Origin of the sequence: Rossellomorea sp. LJF3, from assembly GCF_037046045.1 — a bacterium.
Taxonomy (GTDB): Bacteria; Bacillota; Bacilli; order Bacillales; family Bacillaceae_B; genus Rossellomorea.
In genome coordinates this window covers 1-15071 of the sequence record NZ_JBANLY010000010.1, presented here as the reverse complement: position 1 = coordinate 15071, position 15071 = coordinate 1, and the positions used below count along the sequence as shown (strand labels likewise).

Below are 15071 nucleotides of genomic sequence, written 5' to 3'. Positions count from 1 at the left end.
CATAAAAAAAGCCGATCACCTGAATTCACAGGGATCGGCTTTTTGAATTAGAATAGTTTTGTCGTCCAGTTCTCACAGTTCCATACTTCCGTCGCTACATCCTGGTAGAAATCAGGTTCGTGACTGATTAAGAGCACGGTGCCTTTGTATTCTTTCAATGCCCGCTTCAACTCTTCCTTAGCCTCTACGTCCAAGTGATTGGTCGGTTCATCGAATACAAGGACGTTCGATTCTTTGTTCATTAATTTGCACAAACGCACCTTGGCTTTTTCCCCACCGCTCAGCACCTCTACCTTGCTTTCGATATGCTTCGTCGTCAATCCGCATTTAGCAAGGGCTGAACGCACTTCTGCCTGGTTAAGGGATGGGAACTCGTTCCACACTTCTTCAATGCATGTGTTATTATTTTTTGTCTTGATTTCCTGTTCAAAGTAACCGATATGGAGATAGTCCCCGAGTTCCACAGTACCTGATATCGGTTTGATTTCACCAAGGATACTTCGTAATAAAGTCGTCTTCCCGATTCCGTTGGCTCCTGATAGAGCAATCTTCTGCCCGCGCTCCATCTTGAGGTTGAGGGGCTTTGATAACGGTTCATCGTACCCAATCACAAGATCTTTTGTTTCAAAGATGACCCTGCCTGCGGTCCTCGCTTGTTTAAAATGAAATTCCGGCTTCGGCTTTTCCGCAGCCAGTTCGATCATATCCATCTTATCAAGCTTTTTCTGACGGGACATGGCCATGTTACGGGTGGATACCCTGGCCTTATTACGTGCCACGAAATCCTTCAACTCCGAGATTTCCTGTTGTTGTCTCTTGAAAGCTGACTCAAGCTGCTGCTTCTTCATTTCGTGGACACGCTTGAATTCGTGATAGTCCCCTGCATAGCGATTCAATTCCTGATTTTCCATATGATAGATCAGATTGATGACACTATTTAAGAATGGAATATCATGAGAGATCAGGATAAAGGCATTTTCATATTCCTGTAGATAGCGTCTCAGCCAGTTGATATGCTGTTCATCAAGATAGTTGGTTGGCTCATCAAGTAACAGGATGTCCGGCTTTTCAAGTAATAGCTTGGCCAGTAAGACTTTCGTCCGCTGTCCCCCGCTTAAATCGTGCACATCCTTATCCAAACCGATATCATCCAACCCAAGACCACGGCCGATTTCTTCCACCTTGGCATCAATGATGTAGAAATCATTATTCGTCAGGGCATCCTGAAGGGTCCCGGTTTCCTCAAGCAATTCTTCCAGTTCTTCAGGAGTGGCGTCCCCCATCTTGGCAAACAGCTCATTCATTTCTGTTTCCATATCAAAAAGGTATTGAAAGGCCGTCTTCAACACGTCCCGGATCGTCATCCCCTGCTTAAGCTTCGCATGCTGATCCAGATAACCGATGCGGATCCGCTTCGCCCATTCGACTTTTCCTTCATCCGGCTCCAGCTTCCCTGTAATGATATTCATAAATGTAGACTTTCCTTCTCCGTTGGCACCGATCAAGCCGATATGCTCACCCTTCAACAAACGGAAAGAAACGTCATTAAAAATCGCACGGTCACCGAAACCGTGAGTTAAATTTTGGACTGTTAATAAACTCATGTCGTAAACACCTTTTCTTTCTATACTAAATTCGCTCTCTCTATTATAAGGGTCCTTTTGCTTAGAAGATAGGGGGAAATGAGCTGGTGTTTTTTACTACCCCTTACCCGATGGCCCCCGCAACATCATAGTCAGCGGGATCGAGATCAGTCGATTCACCCATCACCAGTTTGGCAAGCTCCGATCCAAGGTATGGACCAACCGTCAAACCCGATGCCCCAAGACCATTTGCCACCCAGAGATCATCAAACCCCGGCACCGCTCCGAAAACCGGAAGGAATCCAGGAGTGAACGGCCTGAATCCGACTCTCGTTTCCACTACTGCCCCGTCTCCAATACCAGGTGCGACAGCCGTTGCCTTCTGAAGGACTTCGTATAGCCCGCCCGCTGTTACCCGGTGATCAAAGCCCACATCGTTTTCATGGGTGGCTCCTGCTACGACTTTCCCCTCGGGGAAGGCAAGGAGGTATTGATCATTCGGGGGCATGACGACGGGCCATTCATCCGACTCTTCCCCTCTTATTTCCAGATGGAGGATTTGTGCTTTCTGGGAGGTTACAAGAAAGTCTATTCCGAGAGGCTGAAAGAGTTCCTTCGCCCAGGCGCCGGCTGTTACGATCACCCCGTCCGCCCGCAGCACTTCATCACCAATTTTAACGCCAGTGATCCGGTTTTTTTCGTGTAACAATCCGGCATCCCCATGTCGTAGTGTTGCTCCGTTCTTTTTAGCCCCGTTCAAGAGTGCATCCCGCAGTGCCCTGCCATCCACCCGGGCAGCGCCGCTTACGTGAACAGCCTGGAACTCTTCTGATAGCAGCGGAAAACGCTGACAAGTTTCTTCTGAAGTCAGAAGCGTCAGCTCACCAATTTCCGGAGCATCCTCCCTGCGTTTCTCCGCTCTCTCCATCATTTTATGGAGCTTATCCACATCCGTGTGGAGACTGATGGCCCCCACACGTTTATAACCTGTTTCAGTCTCTCCGTCTGCTTCTAACTGTTCTATGATGCTCGGATAATACTTCGCCCCACCCTTTGCCAGGCGATACCACACTTTATTCCTGCGCTGTGACAGCCACGGACAGACGATTCCTGCCGCTGCATCCGTTGCCTGTCCAGGGTCCTTCCGGTCAATAATCGTGACATCCGCTCCTGCTTTCGCAAGATGATACGCCGTGGAAGCCCCGAGAATACCTGCCCCAATAATCATATATGATTTCATGCAAAACACCTTTTCAGTCCATTTTTTCTTTATTTTACTTGAGAAGAAGGGCGAACTCAATGGCTGCACGTTTCAATGGGCGGGGATCCGCTTGTACCTGGTACATCCCCACCTATATGTACCAGGTACACAATCATCCCCACACCGTACCAAACCAAAAACCACCATCAATTCCAGACAATTCTCACTACTTTTCCCAAAATAGATTGACAAGACGTTTTAATTCATGATAAAAATTGTATAACCTAATATTGAATAAGCTTTGAAGGAAACTAGTAGCGGACATTTCCCTGTTTAAGAGAGCCGGTGGTTGGTGTGAACCGGTACAAAGATGAAGTGAATTTCGATTCCTGAGCTTCTTTTGACGAGATCAAAAGACGGGTAAGACCGTTATGTGTGAAGAGTGATGAGAAACATTTTCTCATAACTAGGGTGGTACCGCGATATTCAAATCGTCCCTACGATATGTAGGGGCGATTTTTTTATTTGGTCTGAAAATGCCCTCACACGTCAATAAAAACAGAAAGGAGAATGAGAATGAGTCAGCGTGAACAATGGTCATCGAAAATCGGATTTATTTTAGCGGCAGCCGGGTCTGCCATTGGGTTGGGGGCCATCTGGAAATTCCCTTATATTGCCGGTGAAAATGGAGGCGGAGCATTCTTCCTGATCTTTATTTTATTTACTTTATTACTCGGCCTTCCATTATTACTGGCTGAATTCTCAATCGGACGTACGGCTGGAAGCAATGCAGTGGATTCGTACCGAAAGATCGCTCCCGGGACCAACTGGCACTGGGTCGGGATCCTCGGGATGATCACATCCTTCATCCTGCTTTCCTTCTACAGTGTAATCGGGGGATGGATCGTCGTTTACTTATTCAAAGCTGTTACAGGGCAATTAAACGGTCTTTCTTCAGATCAATACGCAGAAGTGTTCGGGACAACGATTTCAAATCCCGGGATAAGTGTATTCGTTCAGCTCCTCTTCATCTTGATGACCATCATCGTGGTGGCCAAGGGGATTGAAAAAGGGATTGAACTCGCAAGTAAAATCATGATGCCGGCATTATTTATTCTTTTCATTCTGTTAGTGATCCGCGCAGTGACCCTTGACGGGGCAATGGAAGGTGTTACATTCCTGCTCCAGCCGGATTTTTCCAAAGTGACGTCACAGACGATTTTAGAAGCGATGGGTCAATCGTTCTTTACGTTAAGTGTCGGGGTATCGGTGATGGTGACATACAGCTCATATCTTCCGAAAACACAGAGTCTTCCCCGTTCGGCCATTTCGATCGTGGCGATGAATATCTTCATCGTATTACTGGCAGGACTTGCGATTTTCCCGGCAGTCTTCGCTTTTGACCTGGAGCCTGGCGCTGGTCCGGTGCTGCTATTTAATGTACTGCCTACCGTGTTCAGTCAGCTTCCTTTCGGGATGCTCTTCTTCATTGCATTCCTTGTGCTATTCTTGTTCGCAGCACTGACTTCAGCGTTCTCGATGCTTGAGATCATCGTTTCGGTCATTTCGAAGGGGGACCCCGGAAAGCGTACGAAATGGTCGTGGATCATCGGTCTCGCCATCTTCGTTTGCGGTATCCCATCAGCTTTATCTTTCGGGGTGCTTGGTGATATCACGTTGTTTGGGAAAACCATCTTTGATTTAGCCGACTTTACAGTAAGTAATGTATTGCTTCCAATCGGATCATTGCTTATAGCTCTCTTTGTACCGCTCAAAATGAAGAAAACCGCTTTATATGATGAATTAAAGCAGGGAAGCGGGTTGAAACGGGGATTATTTGAAACCTGGTTCTTCTTGATCCGCTTTGTGGCGCCGGTGTTAATACTATTCGTCATGCTTGATGTCCTGGGAGTGTTTTAGTTCCCATACAAAAGGGTTGACCCAAGCCTCGGGTCAACCCTTTTCTTTATGATGTTCCATACCCCATGATCACTCCGCACGCCAATCGTTTACCTGCATCTCCTGAAGGCTGTGACCTGAAGTCATCCGGGTTTTCATGAATGATGACACCCTTCCCTATCACATCTTTCACTTTGAATTTATTCGTGAAAAAGGACATCTTTGCGTAGCCGTCATTCGAAAACAAAACGGGAAAATCCCCTGCATGATTCCCATGGGGCTGATTGGTCGGATTCCAATGCCCTCCTGCAGATGTGAAAGGTTCATTGGAATCCCCTATTTCACAAGCCCCTTTTTCATGGAGGTGAAATCCGTGGGGACCGATCGGCTTTTGATCACCCTTTCCTTCTTTATAGGGTGGTAAACCTGTCACCTCGGCAAATACTTCCACACCATTTTGCACTTCCCGAAAAAATACATATCCTTTAAGCCCTGGAGCGAGTGGACCTCCCTGAATGTGAGCGTAGGCCATATTCGGAGCATTTCGATAATAGGAGTAGGCAGGATAGCCATATTGATAATAATTCATCTGTGTGCCCCCTTTCTTCACCCTATTTTATGTTGGAATCCGGGGCGACATGATGAAAAACCTGGAACCTTGATTTTAACCAAACGTTTGTTTAACACCGAAAACCCTTTTCAGATCAAGGGTTCGCACCGTTAGTCAAACGTTTGTTTAAATTTTCTTCCCCAAATGGAGCGACCTCCCCGCTCATCCCCTCAATTAGATGGATTAATCCTCCCTATATGCTAAGGTGAACGAAAATATGATTGGTTTTATTTTCCTATTACTATTATCCCTTTTCATTTTGTCCAAAAAATGTTATATTTTCAGAAACTTCTGATTTCTATTCCTGTGTCCAACACTATTTTAGGAGGGATTGCTATGCAAGGTGAAATGAGGTTAATTCCATATTTCATGGACGAAATGATTGTGGATGCAAATGAAATTCCTAAAGGCGTTGACTTAATCCAAGCCCCCAGTATGTGGAAAAATGGGTATAAAGGGAAAGGTGTAACCATAGCCATCCTTGATACGGGATGTGATATGAACCACCCTGATCTTACAGGAAGGGTGAAAGGATTCCGAAATTTCACCGACGATGATGAAGGTGTAGAAGATAATGTGACGGATTACAGCGGACACGGTACCCACGTGGCTGGAACAATTGCCGCAAACGAAAATGGTGATGGGGTCATCGGAGTAGCTCCAATGGCTGACTTATTGGTGATTAAAGTCCTTGCCGGCAGCCGTGGAAGTGGTCAGTATGATTGGATCGTGAATGGTATTCTCTATGCCATCGAGCAAAAGGTCGACATCATTTCCATGTCATTGGGAGGGCCAACAGATTATGCCCCTCTGCACGAAGCCATTCAAAAAGCGGTGGATGCCAATATCCTGGTGGTGTGCGCTGCAGGGAATGAAGGCGACTCTAATAGCGGCACTGATGAATTTTCCTACCCTGCCTGCTACAATGAAGTCATTTCGGTCGGCGCCATCGATCTTCAAAGAAAGTCTTCCTACTTTACCAATTCCAACAATGAAGTTGACCTGGTGGCCCCCGGCGAACAGATCCTATCGACCATTCCCGGAGAAAAATACGCCAAGCTCAGCGGAACCTCCATGTCAGCTCCCCACATCTCTGGAGCATTAGCCCTGATCAAAGAATTTGAACAGGCATCCTTTGACCGGAAACTTTCTGAATGTGAAGTATATGCGCAGCTCGTTAAGCGGACAGTACCACTTGGCTTCCCGAAAACATTGGAAGGGAATGGTCTGATCTTTTTAACCGCTCCTGACCTCCTGCGCGAACACTTAAGAAACCAGCCTCTTGCCCAGATTGGGTGATGGATGTGGATCTAAATATACGCGCATCACGCTTTTTAATATCCCTACAAAAAAGAACAGCCATCAATGGCTGTTCTTTTTTGTGTTGGAGTTATTGCAGTCTGCTTTCGACTTCTTGGCAGATTTGATCGGCACTCAGTCCGCTTGCTTCGATGACAGGACCCTGAGTCGCTATATTTTGAATACCCATTACATCGGTATCCATTCCTGTCACGACACAGCAGTCACACCCGTTTGCATCTGATTCCTGCTTAAGCTCCACTACTTCATGCCCCTGTGCCCGTAAGGCTTCAACAACGTTTGTTAAGGATTGTTCAACACCAATTCTCATGCCTTTACACCTCCTGGTTCTACATATAGGTTTTTCTTTCGATGAAAAAGATATTCGTCCATTATTTTTTATTTACTTGTCTGCCGCTTTTTTTCTGACTTTGTCCTTCTGTATTTCCCGTCTGGGTATCAGATGCAAATTCCACATCGTTTTTGGCCTTTTGTTTTGCCAGCTGTTGAGAAGTTTGATCCATACTCTTCCTACCCTGCTTAGACATGCTCATCCCTCCTCTGACTTTTATAGAATTAGAATCCCCATTTTCAGACAAAATATTTGAAGGGCATCCGTTTCCCACCGGAATGTTTATTTTTACATCGGCCCGGGTAAATAGTCTCTATAACAACAATGCAAAGGGTGGTATTTACATGGATGAAGCAAAATTACATGAATTGATTGATGGATTAAACGAAGATTTAGCCAATGAATATGCGGCAGTCATTCTTTACACTAACTACGCTGCTGTAGTCAGCGGCTTATATCGTCAAATCTTAAAACCTTTCTTTGAAGAGGAAATTCCTGATGAGCAGGGTCACGCTTTATACCTTGCCGAAAAGATTAAAACGTTAGGTGGTCAACCGACAACGACGCCTGCAGCCGTTAAACAAACGGATAATGTGAAGGAAATGCTGGAAGAAGGACGTAAAGCCGAAGCAGATACCATTGAGCGCTATAAGAAGCGTAAAGAACAAGCAGAAGAATTGGGTCTTGTTGAGCTCAGCATCAAGCTTGATGATATGATTGCTGATGAAACTCATCACCTTGAAGAATTTGACCGTCTGTTAAAGGACCCTTCCTTTAACTAATGATAAAAGACCGCTGTTTTCAGCGGTCTTTTTTACGTTATAATGCGAAACTCTTTCCATTCATCCAGCAATATACCCTGGTATTTCGGGGTCAAATACCGATCATCGATCAGCTTCAGGACCCCCCTGTCCTCTTCCGAACGGATAAGCCTGCCTCCTGATTGAAATACTTTATTCAACCCGGGATATACATATGCATAATCATACCCATTCATTCCCATACCATTAAAATAATCCTTGATGATTTCCTGTTCCACAGAAGGCTGGGGCAGCCCCACCCCTACCACGATCACACCCTCTAACCGGTCTCCTTTCAGATCGATCCCTTCTGAGAAAATACCACCCAGGACCGCCAGACCGATAACAGGTTGTTCTCTATCACTCCGGAACTCCTGGAGGAATTCTTCTCTTTCTCTCTCGCTCATATTCGGCTCCTGAATGAGGACACTAGCGTCCAATGATTCTTTATTCATCCTGTCATACGCTTCCTGCATATAAGAGTAAGAAGAAAAGAAGACGAGATAATTCCCTTTGTACCCATTGAACGTTTCCTCTATGGAACGCGTAATGATGGGAAGGGTCCGTTCCCTGTCCCTGAATCGGGTGGAAATCGGGTGAATTCCCACCTGCCACTGGCTGTGCCGGAATGGGGAAGGAATCAGGAATCGATAATCTTCTTCACTCCCGCCCAGCTGCTGAAAATAGTACGAAAACGGGTGTAGTGTAGCAGAGAAAAATACCGATGATTGATACGGACGTGTAACCTGCTTAATAAGCTTCGAGGGATCGATGCAATAAAGTTTCACTTCTAAATCCCGGGAGCTGCGACCAATGACAAAGCGATGTTCTTCGGAGTAAAGGTTTGAAATCCTCACAAAGCTGATGCTATCGAAATACAGCTGCATAAATTCCTCCGACCACTCCCTGCCCGTTTCCCCCAGGCACTTTTCCGCTATTTCGATGAAGCCTACAATCGACTCAACGAATGTACCGTCCAATTCCACCCGGGTATCCGCACCGTCTTCTTTTTTCAACCGCAGAAATTGCTTATTAACAGCAGAAATTCCCTGCTTCAATCCTTCATGGTCAGGATACCGTTTTTTGATTTGTAAGAAAGCAGACTTTTTCAGGGCGGCAGAATACATTTCCCGTCCCCTGCCTACAAGATTGTGGGCCTCGTCAATAAGGAGATTCGTCTTTCTCTTACTTTCATCACTCATTCTTTTCAAGGAAACCCTCGGATCGAAGATATAGTTATAGTCACAGATGACTCCGTCAACCAGGTAGGAAAGGTCGATGGAATATTCAAATGGGCACACCTTATGCTTTCTCGCATATGATTCGATGATTGGACGCGTGATGATGGTTTCCTGGGTCAGAATATCAATCAGTGCTCCGTTAATGCGATCATAATAGCCGTTTGCAAATTCACAATACTCTTTCTGACATATCGTTTCTTCTTTAAAGCAAATCTTGTCTTTCGCCGTAATCGTAACCGTCCTGTGTACCAGACCTTCTTTTTCCAAAAGAAGGAGTGCCTCTTCTGCCACTGTACGTGTGATCGTTTTTGCCGTCACATAAAACCACTTGTTGTTCCCTTCTGCCATTGCTTTTATGACAGGGAACAGGGTGGAAATGGTTTTGCCTGTTCCCGTTGGAGCATTGGCATAAAGGGATTTCGATTCGGTTACTGTTTTATATACCGCACCTGCGAGTTTCTTCTGGCCCTTCCGGTAAGAAGGATACGGAAATGTCAGATCCGGGATACTTTTCATTTTATTTTCTTCATTTGTCAGTATCACAGTGGCAAACGGTGTATACGCGACCAGTGTTTCGTTCACGATGCGTTCAAGCTCTTCAATGGAATAGGTATTCTTAAATGATTTCGTTCTTTCTGTTTCAACCTCGATATAGGTTAATTGAACACTTACTTGGGAGAGCTCCTTTTCCCTTGCCAGCAGGTAAGCATAGCATTCACCCTGAGCCCAGTGAACGCGGCTTCCTGCTTCAATCAAGTCCAGATTTTTTGCCGTCGATTTGATTTCCTCAACAGTCACTTCTCCGTCGTTATAGTGAATGCCATCACAACGGCCCTCAAGATGATAGACGAGACCACCGGCTGCTTTCTCCCCTTTCAGGAAGACTTCCTTCTCATCGCCTTCTTTATATTGTTTCTGCAATTTCTGATGGAGTCTTGTGCCGGTAATCATAGAGGAACGGGACTGGAATCTCAGATCAATGCTCCCTTCCTTATAAACAAACTCAACTAACTCCCTGATGGATACCTTCATGGTTTTCTTCACAGATGTTTCACCTCCAGTTTTCAAAAGGAAAATGATGATTCTAACTGATTTCAGATGCACATATATATTAGACAAGCTGTTTGGAACGGAGGATTCGGGAGAATGAAGGCAAGATTCGTCTTTTATTGCATTGGATTACTGTCTCTATCATTAGGGGTTTCACTTATTATCAAAGGGGATTTGGGGGCAGCTCCCTGGGATGCACTTGCCGTCGGGGAGTCCACACTGCTTCACCTTTCTATCGGGACTTGCATTTTCATGAATGGATGCATTCTCATCCTCATAAACGCACTCCTGTTAAAAGAAGGGATTCAGTGGTTAGCAGCCCTTTCCATCTTTGTGATCGGGATGATGGTTGATTACTGGATCACTGCCGGCCTCAAAACAGTTGAACCCGTTGGATTCGGGCAGCAATTATCTCTAGTCTTGATCGGCATCCTGCTTCTCGGGATCGGAATTTCCATTTATCTTCAAGCAAAGCTCCCTTCAAGTCCCATGGATACCTTCATGGTGGCTATCCACCAACGTTTCGGATTGAACTTGCGCAATTCCCGTTTGTTAAATGAAGCGATTGCCATCACCCTCGCCATGGTCTTCCATGGGGCTGTCGGCATTGGAACGGTCATAGTCGCCTGCACGTTAGGATTTATCATTCATATCTTCTATCCTATCATGGAACGTATGTACGGGAAATGGAGTTGAAGATTTTTTTAAGCTCAACAAAAAAACACTTAGCCCTCCCCTAAGCGTTTTGATTATTTATATAAGCATTTGCAGGCTTCGAATCAAATTTTGCAAGTTTTTCATTATTTAGAGGCAGGCTTATCGTCGCCACCGTTCCTTTACTCACAATGCTTGAGTAATGGACATGTCCACCCATGGCAGCGATGATCCGCATGGACACGGATGTACCGAGACCAGTCCCCTGATCCTTTGTCGTGAAAAATAGTGTTCCGATTCGTGCGATCTGTTCTTTCGTCATGCCTTTGCCTGTATCCGTGACGGTGATGATCACCTGTGAATGTGTGACTTCCAGATGAATGGTGACAGTGCCTTGGGGAGGAGTTGCCTCAATGGCGTTCTTGATAATATTGATGAATGCTTGTTTCAATTTATTCCGATCTGATAATAAATAACCATCTTCCCTCAAGTCTGCCTCAAGATAAACCCCTTCCTTCAATGCGTAGGCATTGAGGAGGACGGTGACATCTGAAAGGACTTCTTTGACATTGATCTTCTCGACCTTTTCGAGCTCCGGCTTGGCAAAGTTCAAATAATCATTGATGATGTCCTCAGCCCTTCCCAATTCACTTAGTACGATCTTCAAATATTCATCATGATCACCTTTGACCTGCTTTTTCATTAATTGAAGGAACCCTTTCACAACGGTCAGGGGATTGCGCACTTCATGAGCGATGGAAGCTGCAAGTTCACCAAGAGTATTGAGTTTCTCCGACTTCATGATTTCTTCCCGCATTAACTTCTTTTCAATCATCCATTCATTCAGTTGAGCTGCGAGTCCCACACCCAGCACCTGGATCCCGCCGAATATGAGAATATAGATCCCCATCTCCCGGTTACCCGAAACAGGGACACCGGATATGAAGGCATAGGAAAGCAGGATGCCGAGCATGACCAGGGCCGGCCAAAAACCCAGTAACACAGCAAATGTCACTCGCTTACGTGGCGGGAATGACCAGAAACGATTGGAAATCAAAAATGGCAGGATTCCTGCTAGAAACGCACTGATGAACCCGAAGACAACCGTGTCCCCCCCATTGATGATGCGTGCCGCCAAGATGAATAGAAAAACAATGATCCCAGTCTTCCTTCCCCCATACAACATCGCCAGCACCAAAGGGATATACCTGAAATCCCAATACAACCCGAAGCTTTCATAGGCGAAAATCAAACACATAAATGCTGCAACCCCATGTAATACCCCAACGAAAACAGGGGATTTCCCCAGCCTGTGATTCTCCAGGAGCGAGGTTTGAATGAGAACAGGAGCCAGTATAATCAGTACATGTAATAATAATTTCTCAATCAGCATCGAAATGTCTCCCAGAAAAAAGTATTACTTTACACATACGACAAAATTTGGGTAAATCCTTTCTCAACACATATAAAATAACGAAAAAAGTCATAGGGACGGACCCCGGCATTCCTGCCCGGGGTCCGTCCCTCATAAGAAGGTTAATTCAATTGTCCCTTATAGGTGAGGTCTTTAGGGGCGAGATGGTTGTAATGGCCTTGGAGTATTTTCTGTATATCCCCTATGGTTTGCTGTATCTGAACACTTTGTCCTTTCACCTTGGTGAACTCCTCGGCTACATAGAAAGGCTGACTCAAGTATGCTTCGAGTCTCTCCCCTATTTCGAACAGCTCAAGATCAGATTCCGGGATTTTATCCTTACCGATTGTATTCATCAAAACGCGGATTTCTTTATATCGTCTCAGCACTTTCTTTGCCTTCTTATGGGTCTCGGCATGGCTTGCATCCATTGCTTCGTCTTCGAGTAGGACTGACGTTGACTGAACGGGATGAATGGCCGGGTACATACCACGGGTAGCGAGATCTATGTCGAAATAACACAAGGTATCAAGTGGACCGAACGGGTCATCTTCATCGACTGCTTCTCCGCTTGGATCAAATAAAATGGTCGTGATGTCCGGATAGCCCTCTGCTTCGAACCTCTCTCTCAACTCATACAGCTCCCCTGAGACGATAAACGAACGATCAACATACAAGATAATACTTTCCTTATCCCCCACCAGCGAAACCTCCGCAAAGGCATCCCCGATCGTGTGGCATTTTGCATCGACGAACCCTTCAAGGTCACTTAAACCGGGATAGGTTCGATCCGGAGTTAATAAAATGGCTTGATAACCCTTCTCCTTCAACACTTGTGTCATTTCAGCCAATACGACAAATTGGCCGATCTGGGATCTCGCAACGAATCCGTTGGTCCCTCCCTGAACTATGGGCGCAAATAAATCAAGCGGTTTAATCCCCGTTTCAATCATACTTACTTTCCCTCCTTGAATAATTAATTCATCCAACGTGCAATTCGCCAGGTTTGCAAGGGTCACGATCGTTTTCACCTCGGCGCGGCCCACCGATATTTTCCCTGTACATAAATTTGACACAGTGGCAGGCCTTAATCCCACCGTTTTGGCCGCAGATGTGAGATTCGGTACACGCTTACGCAGCAATGAAACATTTAACCTCAAATGATCTTTCATGGTAATAATCCCTCCTTACTTTATAAGGTAATCTATTTTACTTTTAAAAGCAATATTTTTATGTTTAAAGCGTAATTTTTTTACTCTTAAAAGTAAAAACCCATCATTATTCCTTATTCCACTTTTAATATTAATCTGAATTTCTCTTACATTATTGTCCTAAATATCCAAGGTCGTACTTATAATAAAAAATAAGATTCTTTATTTAAAAGGATGAAAGCAGATGAAAAATACGAATTTACCCGAAACGTCCAAAAATCAGCGCTTCATCTTAATCGAGATGATGGTCGCTTTCTTTGTCCTGTTTTCCATCATCGTGTATTGGTTGCCTGTTGAAAAGGAAAACCCTCCTCCTTTCTTGCAAAAGGAAAATGAGCGTCCCCTTGTCATTGCCCATCAGGGGGGAAAACATCTTGCACCCGGGAATACCGTTGAAGCGTTCCAAAATGCCGTGGATCTTGGTGCCGATGTCATCGAAACGGATATACATATTACCAAAGACGGCCATTTGGTAACGATTCATGATCCCACAGTGGATGCAACAACGGACGGACGTGGATATGTAAAAGATTACACATTGAAAGAGCTCCAACGGCTTGATGCGGCATACTATTTCCAGGATCTGAAGGGAGAGTACTCCTTCAGAGGAAAACATATATATGTCCCGACCCTCGAGGAAGTGTTTCAGCGGTTTCCCGATATGAGGATCAATATTGAAGTGAAAGACGACAACCCTGAAGAACGGATAGACGAAATCGTCCGGAAATTAATGAAACTGATTGAAGAATACGATATGGAGGATAAAGTCCTCATCGCCTCATTCGACCAGGACATCATCAATTTAGTCGAAGCCTACTCCAAAGGAAGGGTTGCCACACAAGGAGGGAAACAAGAAGCAAAGAAATTCGTCATCCTGCACAAACTGTTCATGCGAAACCTTTATAAAACGAGTGTCGACGCTTTTCAACTTCCCCTGCAAGAAGGAAATCTGGACCTGACACAACCGATTCTGATCTCAGGCGCCCACCGCATCGGACTTCAGGTACATTACTGGACCGTCAACGACCGGGAAACCATGGAAAGACTCATAAACCTTGGTGCAGACGGCATCATCACCGATCGACCTGATTTGTTATTGAACATACTGGGGGAAAGATAATACTTTCTTCTCTACGACAAGTGTATGATATAAAGATTACTCATCAAAAACCTACAAAAAAATTACAAATATAATGGTAATGTTCATACTATCGACCTATATAAGTATTTGTCAATCTCTGTTAGGCTTAAATTAAGTCAAATGACGAAAGAAGAATAAAAATGACAGTAAATGTGTTTTTAGATGATTATCGACACTGTCCCCAAGGGTACATTCTCGCGAAAGACATCGATGAATGTATTGACCTGCTTCTTAATTTTTCTATCGCTCATCTTTCACTGGATCACGACTTAGAGAGTAAGACTCGTAATGGTTTAATGCTCGTCCACTACATGGTGGAAAAACAGTTATTTGCAGAAAGAATCACGATTCATTCTGCAAACTCTGGTGCGGGCAAAAGAATGTTCAAGTATTTAAAAGAGGCACAGAACGACCGGAAGATGCCTCAGTCGATCCAAATCCTATTACGGCCACTGCCTCTAAGATGAGTTATCATATATAAAGAACTGTTCCCTGAACAGTTCTTTCAGACTGTAGACAAACCCCACCTTCACTTTAACCGAAGGTGGGGTTTTCTGATATTTTAAAAGATTTTTCTCCTGTTTCTAGGCTGGACATGGCCCTCGCCATGTCCAGT

At 44.9% G+C, this 15071-nt stretch carries 14 protein-coding genes and 1 other annotated feature; of the genes, 6 read left to right on the top strand and 8 right to left on the bottom strand.

Annotated elements, in window-relative coordinates:
• Window positions 1–47: 47 nt before the first annotated feature.
• Together V8G47_RS11260 and V8G47_RS11255 are read right to left on the bottom strand one after the other, a co-directional pair.
• Window positions 48–1604 (bottom strand): ABC-F family ATP-binding cassette domain-containing protein, encoded by a 1557-nt coding sequence (locus V8G47_RS11260; protein ID WP_336200192.1) that lies wholly within the window; start codon window positions 1602–1604, stop codon window positions 48–50.
• Between the two features lie 103 nt (window positions 1605–1707).
• Window positions 1708–2823, bottom strand: coding sequence for an NAD(P)/FAD-dependent oxidoreductase (locus V8G47_RS11255; RefSeq protein ID WP_336200191.1), 1116 nt, complete (start codon window positions 2821–2823; stop codon window positions 1708–1710).
• A 253-nt stretch (window positions 2824–3076) separates the two neighbouring features.
• Window positions 3077–3286: a binding site (T-box leader), on the top strand.
• A 74-nt stretch (window positions 3287–3360) separates the two neighbouring features.
• Between V8G47_RS11255 and V8G47_RS11250 the strand changes: the two genes are divergently transcribed.
• Window positions 3361–4704, top strand: coding sequence for a sodium-dependent transporter (locus V8G47_RS11250; RefSeq protein WP_336200190.1), 1344 nt, complete (start codon window positions 3361–3363; stop codon window positions 4702–4704).
• Window positions 4705–4750: 46 nt separating this feature from the next.
• Here V8G47_RS11250 and V8G47_RS11245 read toward each other — a convergent pair whose 3' ends face one another.
• Entirely contained in the window at window positions 4751–5272 is a 522-nt protein-coding gene (locus V8G47_RS11245; RefSeq protein ID WP_336200189.1) for a superoxide dismutase family protein, read from the bottom strand.
• A 357-nt stretch (window positions 5273–5629) separates the two neighbouring features.
• Here V8G47_RS11245 and V8G47_RS11240 point away from each other — a divergent pair, with 357 nt between their 5' ends.
• Entirely contained in the window at window positions 5630–6592 is a 963-nt protein-coding gene (locus V8G47_RS11240) for a S8 family peptidase (RefSeq protein ID WP_336200188.1), read from the top strand.
• Window positions 6593–6683: 91 nt separating this feature from the next.
• Here the strand turns inward: V8G47_RS11240 and V8G47_RS11235 are convergent, their stop codons facing one another.
• Together V8G47_RS11235 and V8G47_RS11230 are read right to left on the bottom strand one after the other, a co-directional pair.
• Complete coding sequence (locus V8G47_RS11235; protein ID WP_336200187.1) at window positions 6684–6923, bottom strand: YkuS family protein; 240 nt, start codon at window positions 6921–6923, stop codon at window positions 6684–6686.
• Window positions 6924–6984: 61 nt separating this feature from the next.
• Window positions 6985–7140 (bottom strand): hypothetical protein, encoded by a 156-nt coding sequence (locus tag V8G47_RS11230; protein ID WP_167562109.1) that lies wholly within the window; start codon window positions 7138–7140, stop codon window positions 6985–6987.
• A gap of 148 nt (window positions 7141–7288) precedes the next feature.
• Between V8G47_RS11230 and V8G47_RS11225 the strand changes: the two genes are divergently transcribed.
• On the top strand, window positions 7289–7726 hold the full coding sequence (locus tag V8G47_RS11225; protein WP_034760943.1) for a ferritin-like domain-containing protein: 438 nt from the start codon (window positions 7289–7291) through the stop codon (window positions 7724–7726).
• Between the two features lie 32 nt (window positions 7727–7758).
• Here the strand turns inward: V8G47_RS11225 and V8G47_RS11220 are convergent, their stop codons facing one another.
• The gene (locus V8G47_RS11220; RefSeq protein ID WP_336200186.1) at window positions 7759–10029 is read right to left on the bottom strand and encodes a helicase C-terminal domain-containing protein; all 2271 of its coding nucleotides are present in this window, start codon (window positions 10027–10029) and stop codon (window positions 7759–7761) included.
• A gap of 54 nt (window positions 10030–10083) precedes the next feature.
• Here V8G47_RS11220 and V8G47_RS11215 point away from each other — a divergent pair, with 54 nt between their 5' ends.
• Window positions 10084–10731 (top strand): YczE/YyaS/YitT family protein, encoded by a 648-nt coding sequence (locus V8G47_RS11215; RefSeq protein ID WP_336200185.1) that lies wholly within the window; start codon window positions 10084–10086, stop codon window positions 10729–10731.
• A gap of 40 nt (window positions 10732–10771) precedes the next feature.
• Here the strand turns inward: V8G47_RS11215 and V8G47_RS11210 are convergent, their stop codons facing one another.
• The gene (locus V8G47_RS11210; RefSeq protein ID WP_336200184.1) at window positions 10772–12082 is read right to left on the bottom strand and encodes an ATP-binding protein; all 1311 of its coding nucleotides are present in this window, start codon (window positions 12080–12082) and stop codon (window positions 10772–10774) included.
• A gap of 143 nt (window positions 12083–12225) precedes the next feature.
• Entirely contained in the window at window positions 12226–13275 is a 1050-nt protein-coding gene (locus V8G47_RS11205) for an ATP synthase beta subunit C-terminal domain-containing protein (protein WP_336200183.1), read from the bottom strand.
• Window positions 13276–13498: 223 nt separating this feature from the next.
• Here V8G47_RS11205 and V8G47_RS11200 point away from each other — a divergent pair, with 223 nt between their 5' ends.
• Both V8G47_RS11200 and V8G47_RS11195 read left to right on the top strand, forming a co-directional pair.
• Window positions 13499–14434: a glycerophosphodiester phosphodiesterase gene (locus V8G47_RS11200; protein WP_336200182.1), complete on the top strand. Its 936-nt coding sequence runs from the start codon at window positions 13499–13501 to the stop codon at window positions 14432–14434.
• 161 nt (window positions 14435–14595) lie between these two features.
• Window positions 14596–14922: a cyclic-phosphate processing receiver domain-containing protein gene (locus V8G47_RS11195; RefSeq protein ID WP_034760934.1), complete on the top strand. Its 327-nt coding sequence runs from the start codon at window positions 14596–14598 to the stop codon at window positions 14920–14922.
• The last annotated feature ends 149 nt before the right edge of the window (window positions 14923–15071 follow it).

Coding starts and splice junctions, on each gene's coding strand:
- V8G47_RS11200 (WP_336200182.1), top strand. CDS start 13,499: ATGAAAAATACGAATTTACCCGAAACGTCCAAAAATCAGCGCTTCATC.
- V8G47_RS11195 (WP_034760934.1), top strand. CDS start 14,596: ATGACAGTAAATGTGTTTTTAGATGATTATCGACACTGTCCCCAAGGG.
- V8G47_RS11235 (WP_336200187.1), bottom strand. CDS start 6,923: ATGAGAATTGGTGTTGAACAATCCTTAACAAACGTTGTTGAAGCCTTA.
- V8G47_RS11255 (WP_336200191.1), bottom strand. CDS start 2,823: ATGAAATCATATATGATTATTGGGGCAGGTATTCTCGGGGCTTCCACG.
- V8G47_RS11215 (WP_336200185.1), top strand. CDS start 10,084: ATGCACATATATATTAGACAAGCTGTTTGGAACGGAGGATTCGGGAGA.
- V8G47_RS11260 (WP_336200192.1), bottom strand. CDS start 1,604: ATGAGTTTATTAACAGTCCAAAATTTAACTCACGGTTTCGGTGACCGT.
- V8G47_RS11210 (WP_336200184.1), bottom strand. CDS start 12,082: ATGCTGATTGAGAAATTATTATTACATGTACTGATTATACTGGCTCCT.
- V8G47_RS11225 (WP_034760943.1), top strand. CDS start 7,289: ATGGATGAAGCAAAATTACATGAATTGATTGATGGATTAAACGAAGAT.
- V8G47_RS11230 (WP_167562109.1), bottom strand. CDS start 7,140: ATGTCTAAGCAGGGTAGGAAGAGTATGGATCAAACTTCTCAACAGCTG.
- V8G47_RS11245 (WP_336200189.1), bottom strand. CDS start 5,272: ATGAATTATTATCAATATGGCTATCCTGCCTACTCCTATTATCGAAAT.
- V8G47_RS11205 (WP_336200183.1), bottom strand. CDS start 13,275: ATGAAAGATCATTTGAGGTTAAATGTTTCATTGCTGCGTAAGCGTGTA.
- V8G47_RS11250 (WP_336200190.1), top strand. CDS start 3,361: ATGAGTCAGCGTGAACAATGGTCATCGAAAATCGGATTTATTTTAGCG.
- V8G47_RS11240 (WP_336200188.1), top strand. CDS start 5,630: ATGCAAGGTGAAATGAGGTTAATTCCATATTTCATGGACGAAATGATT.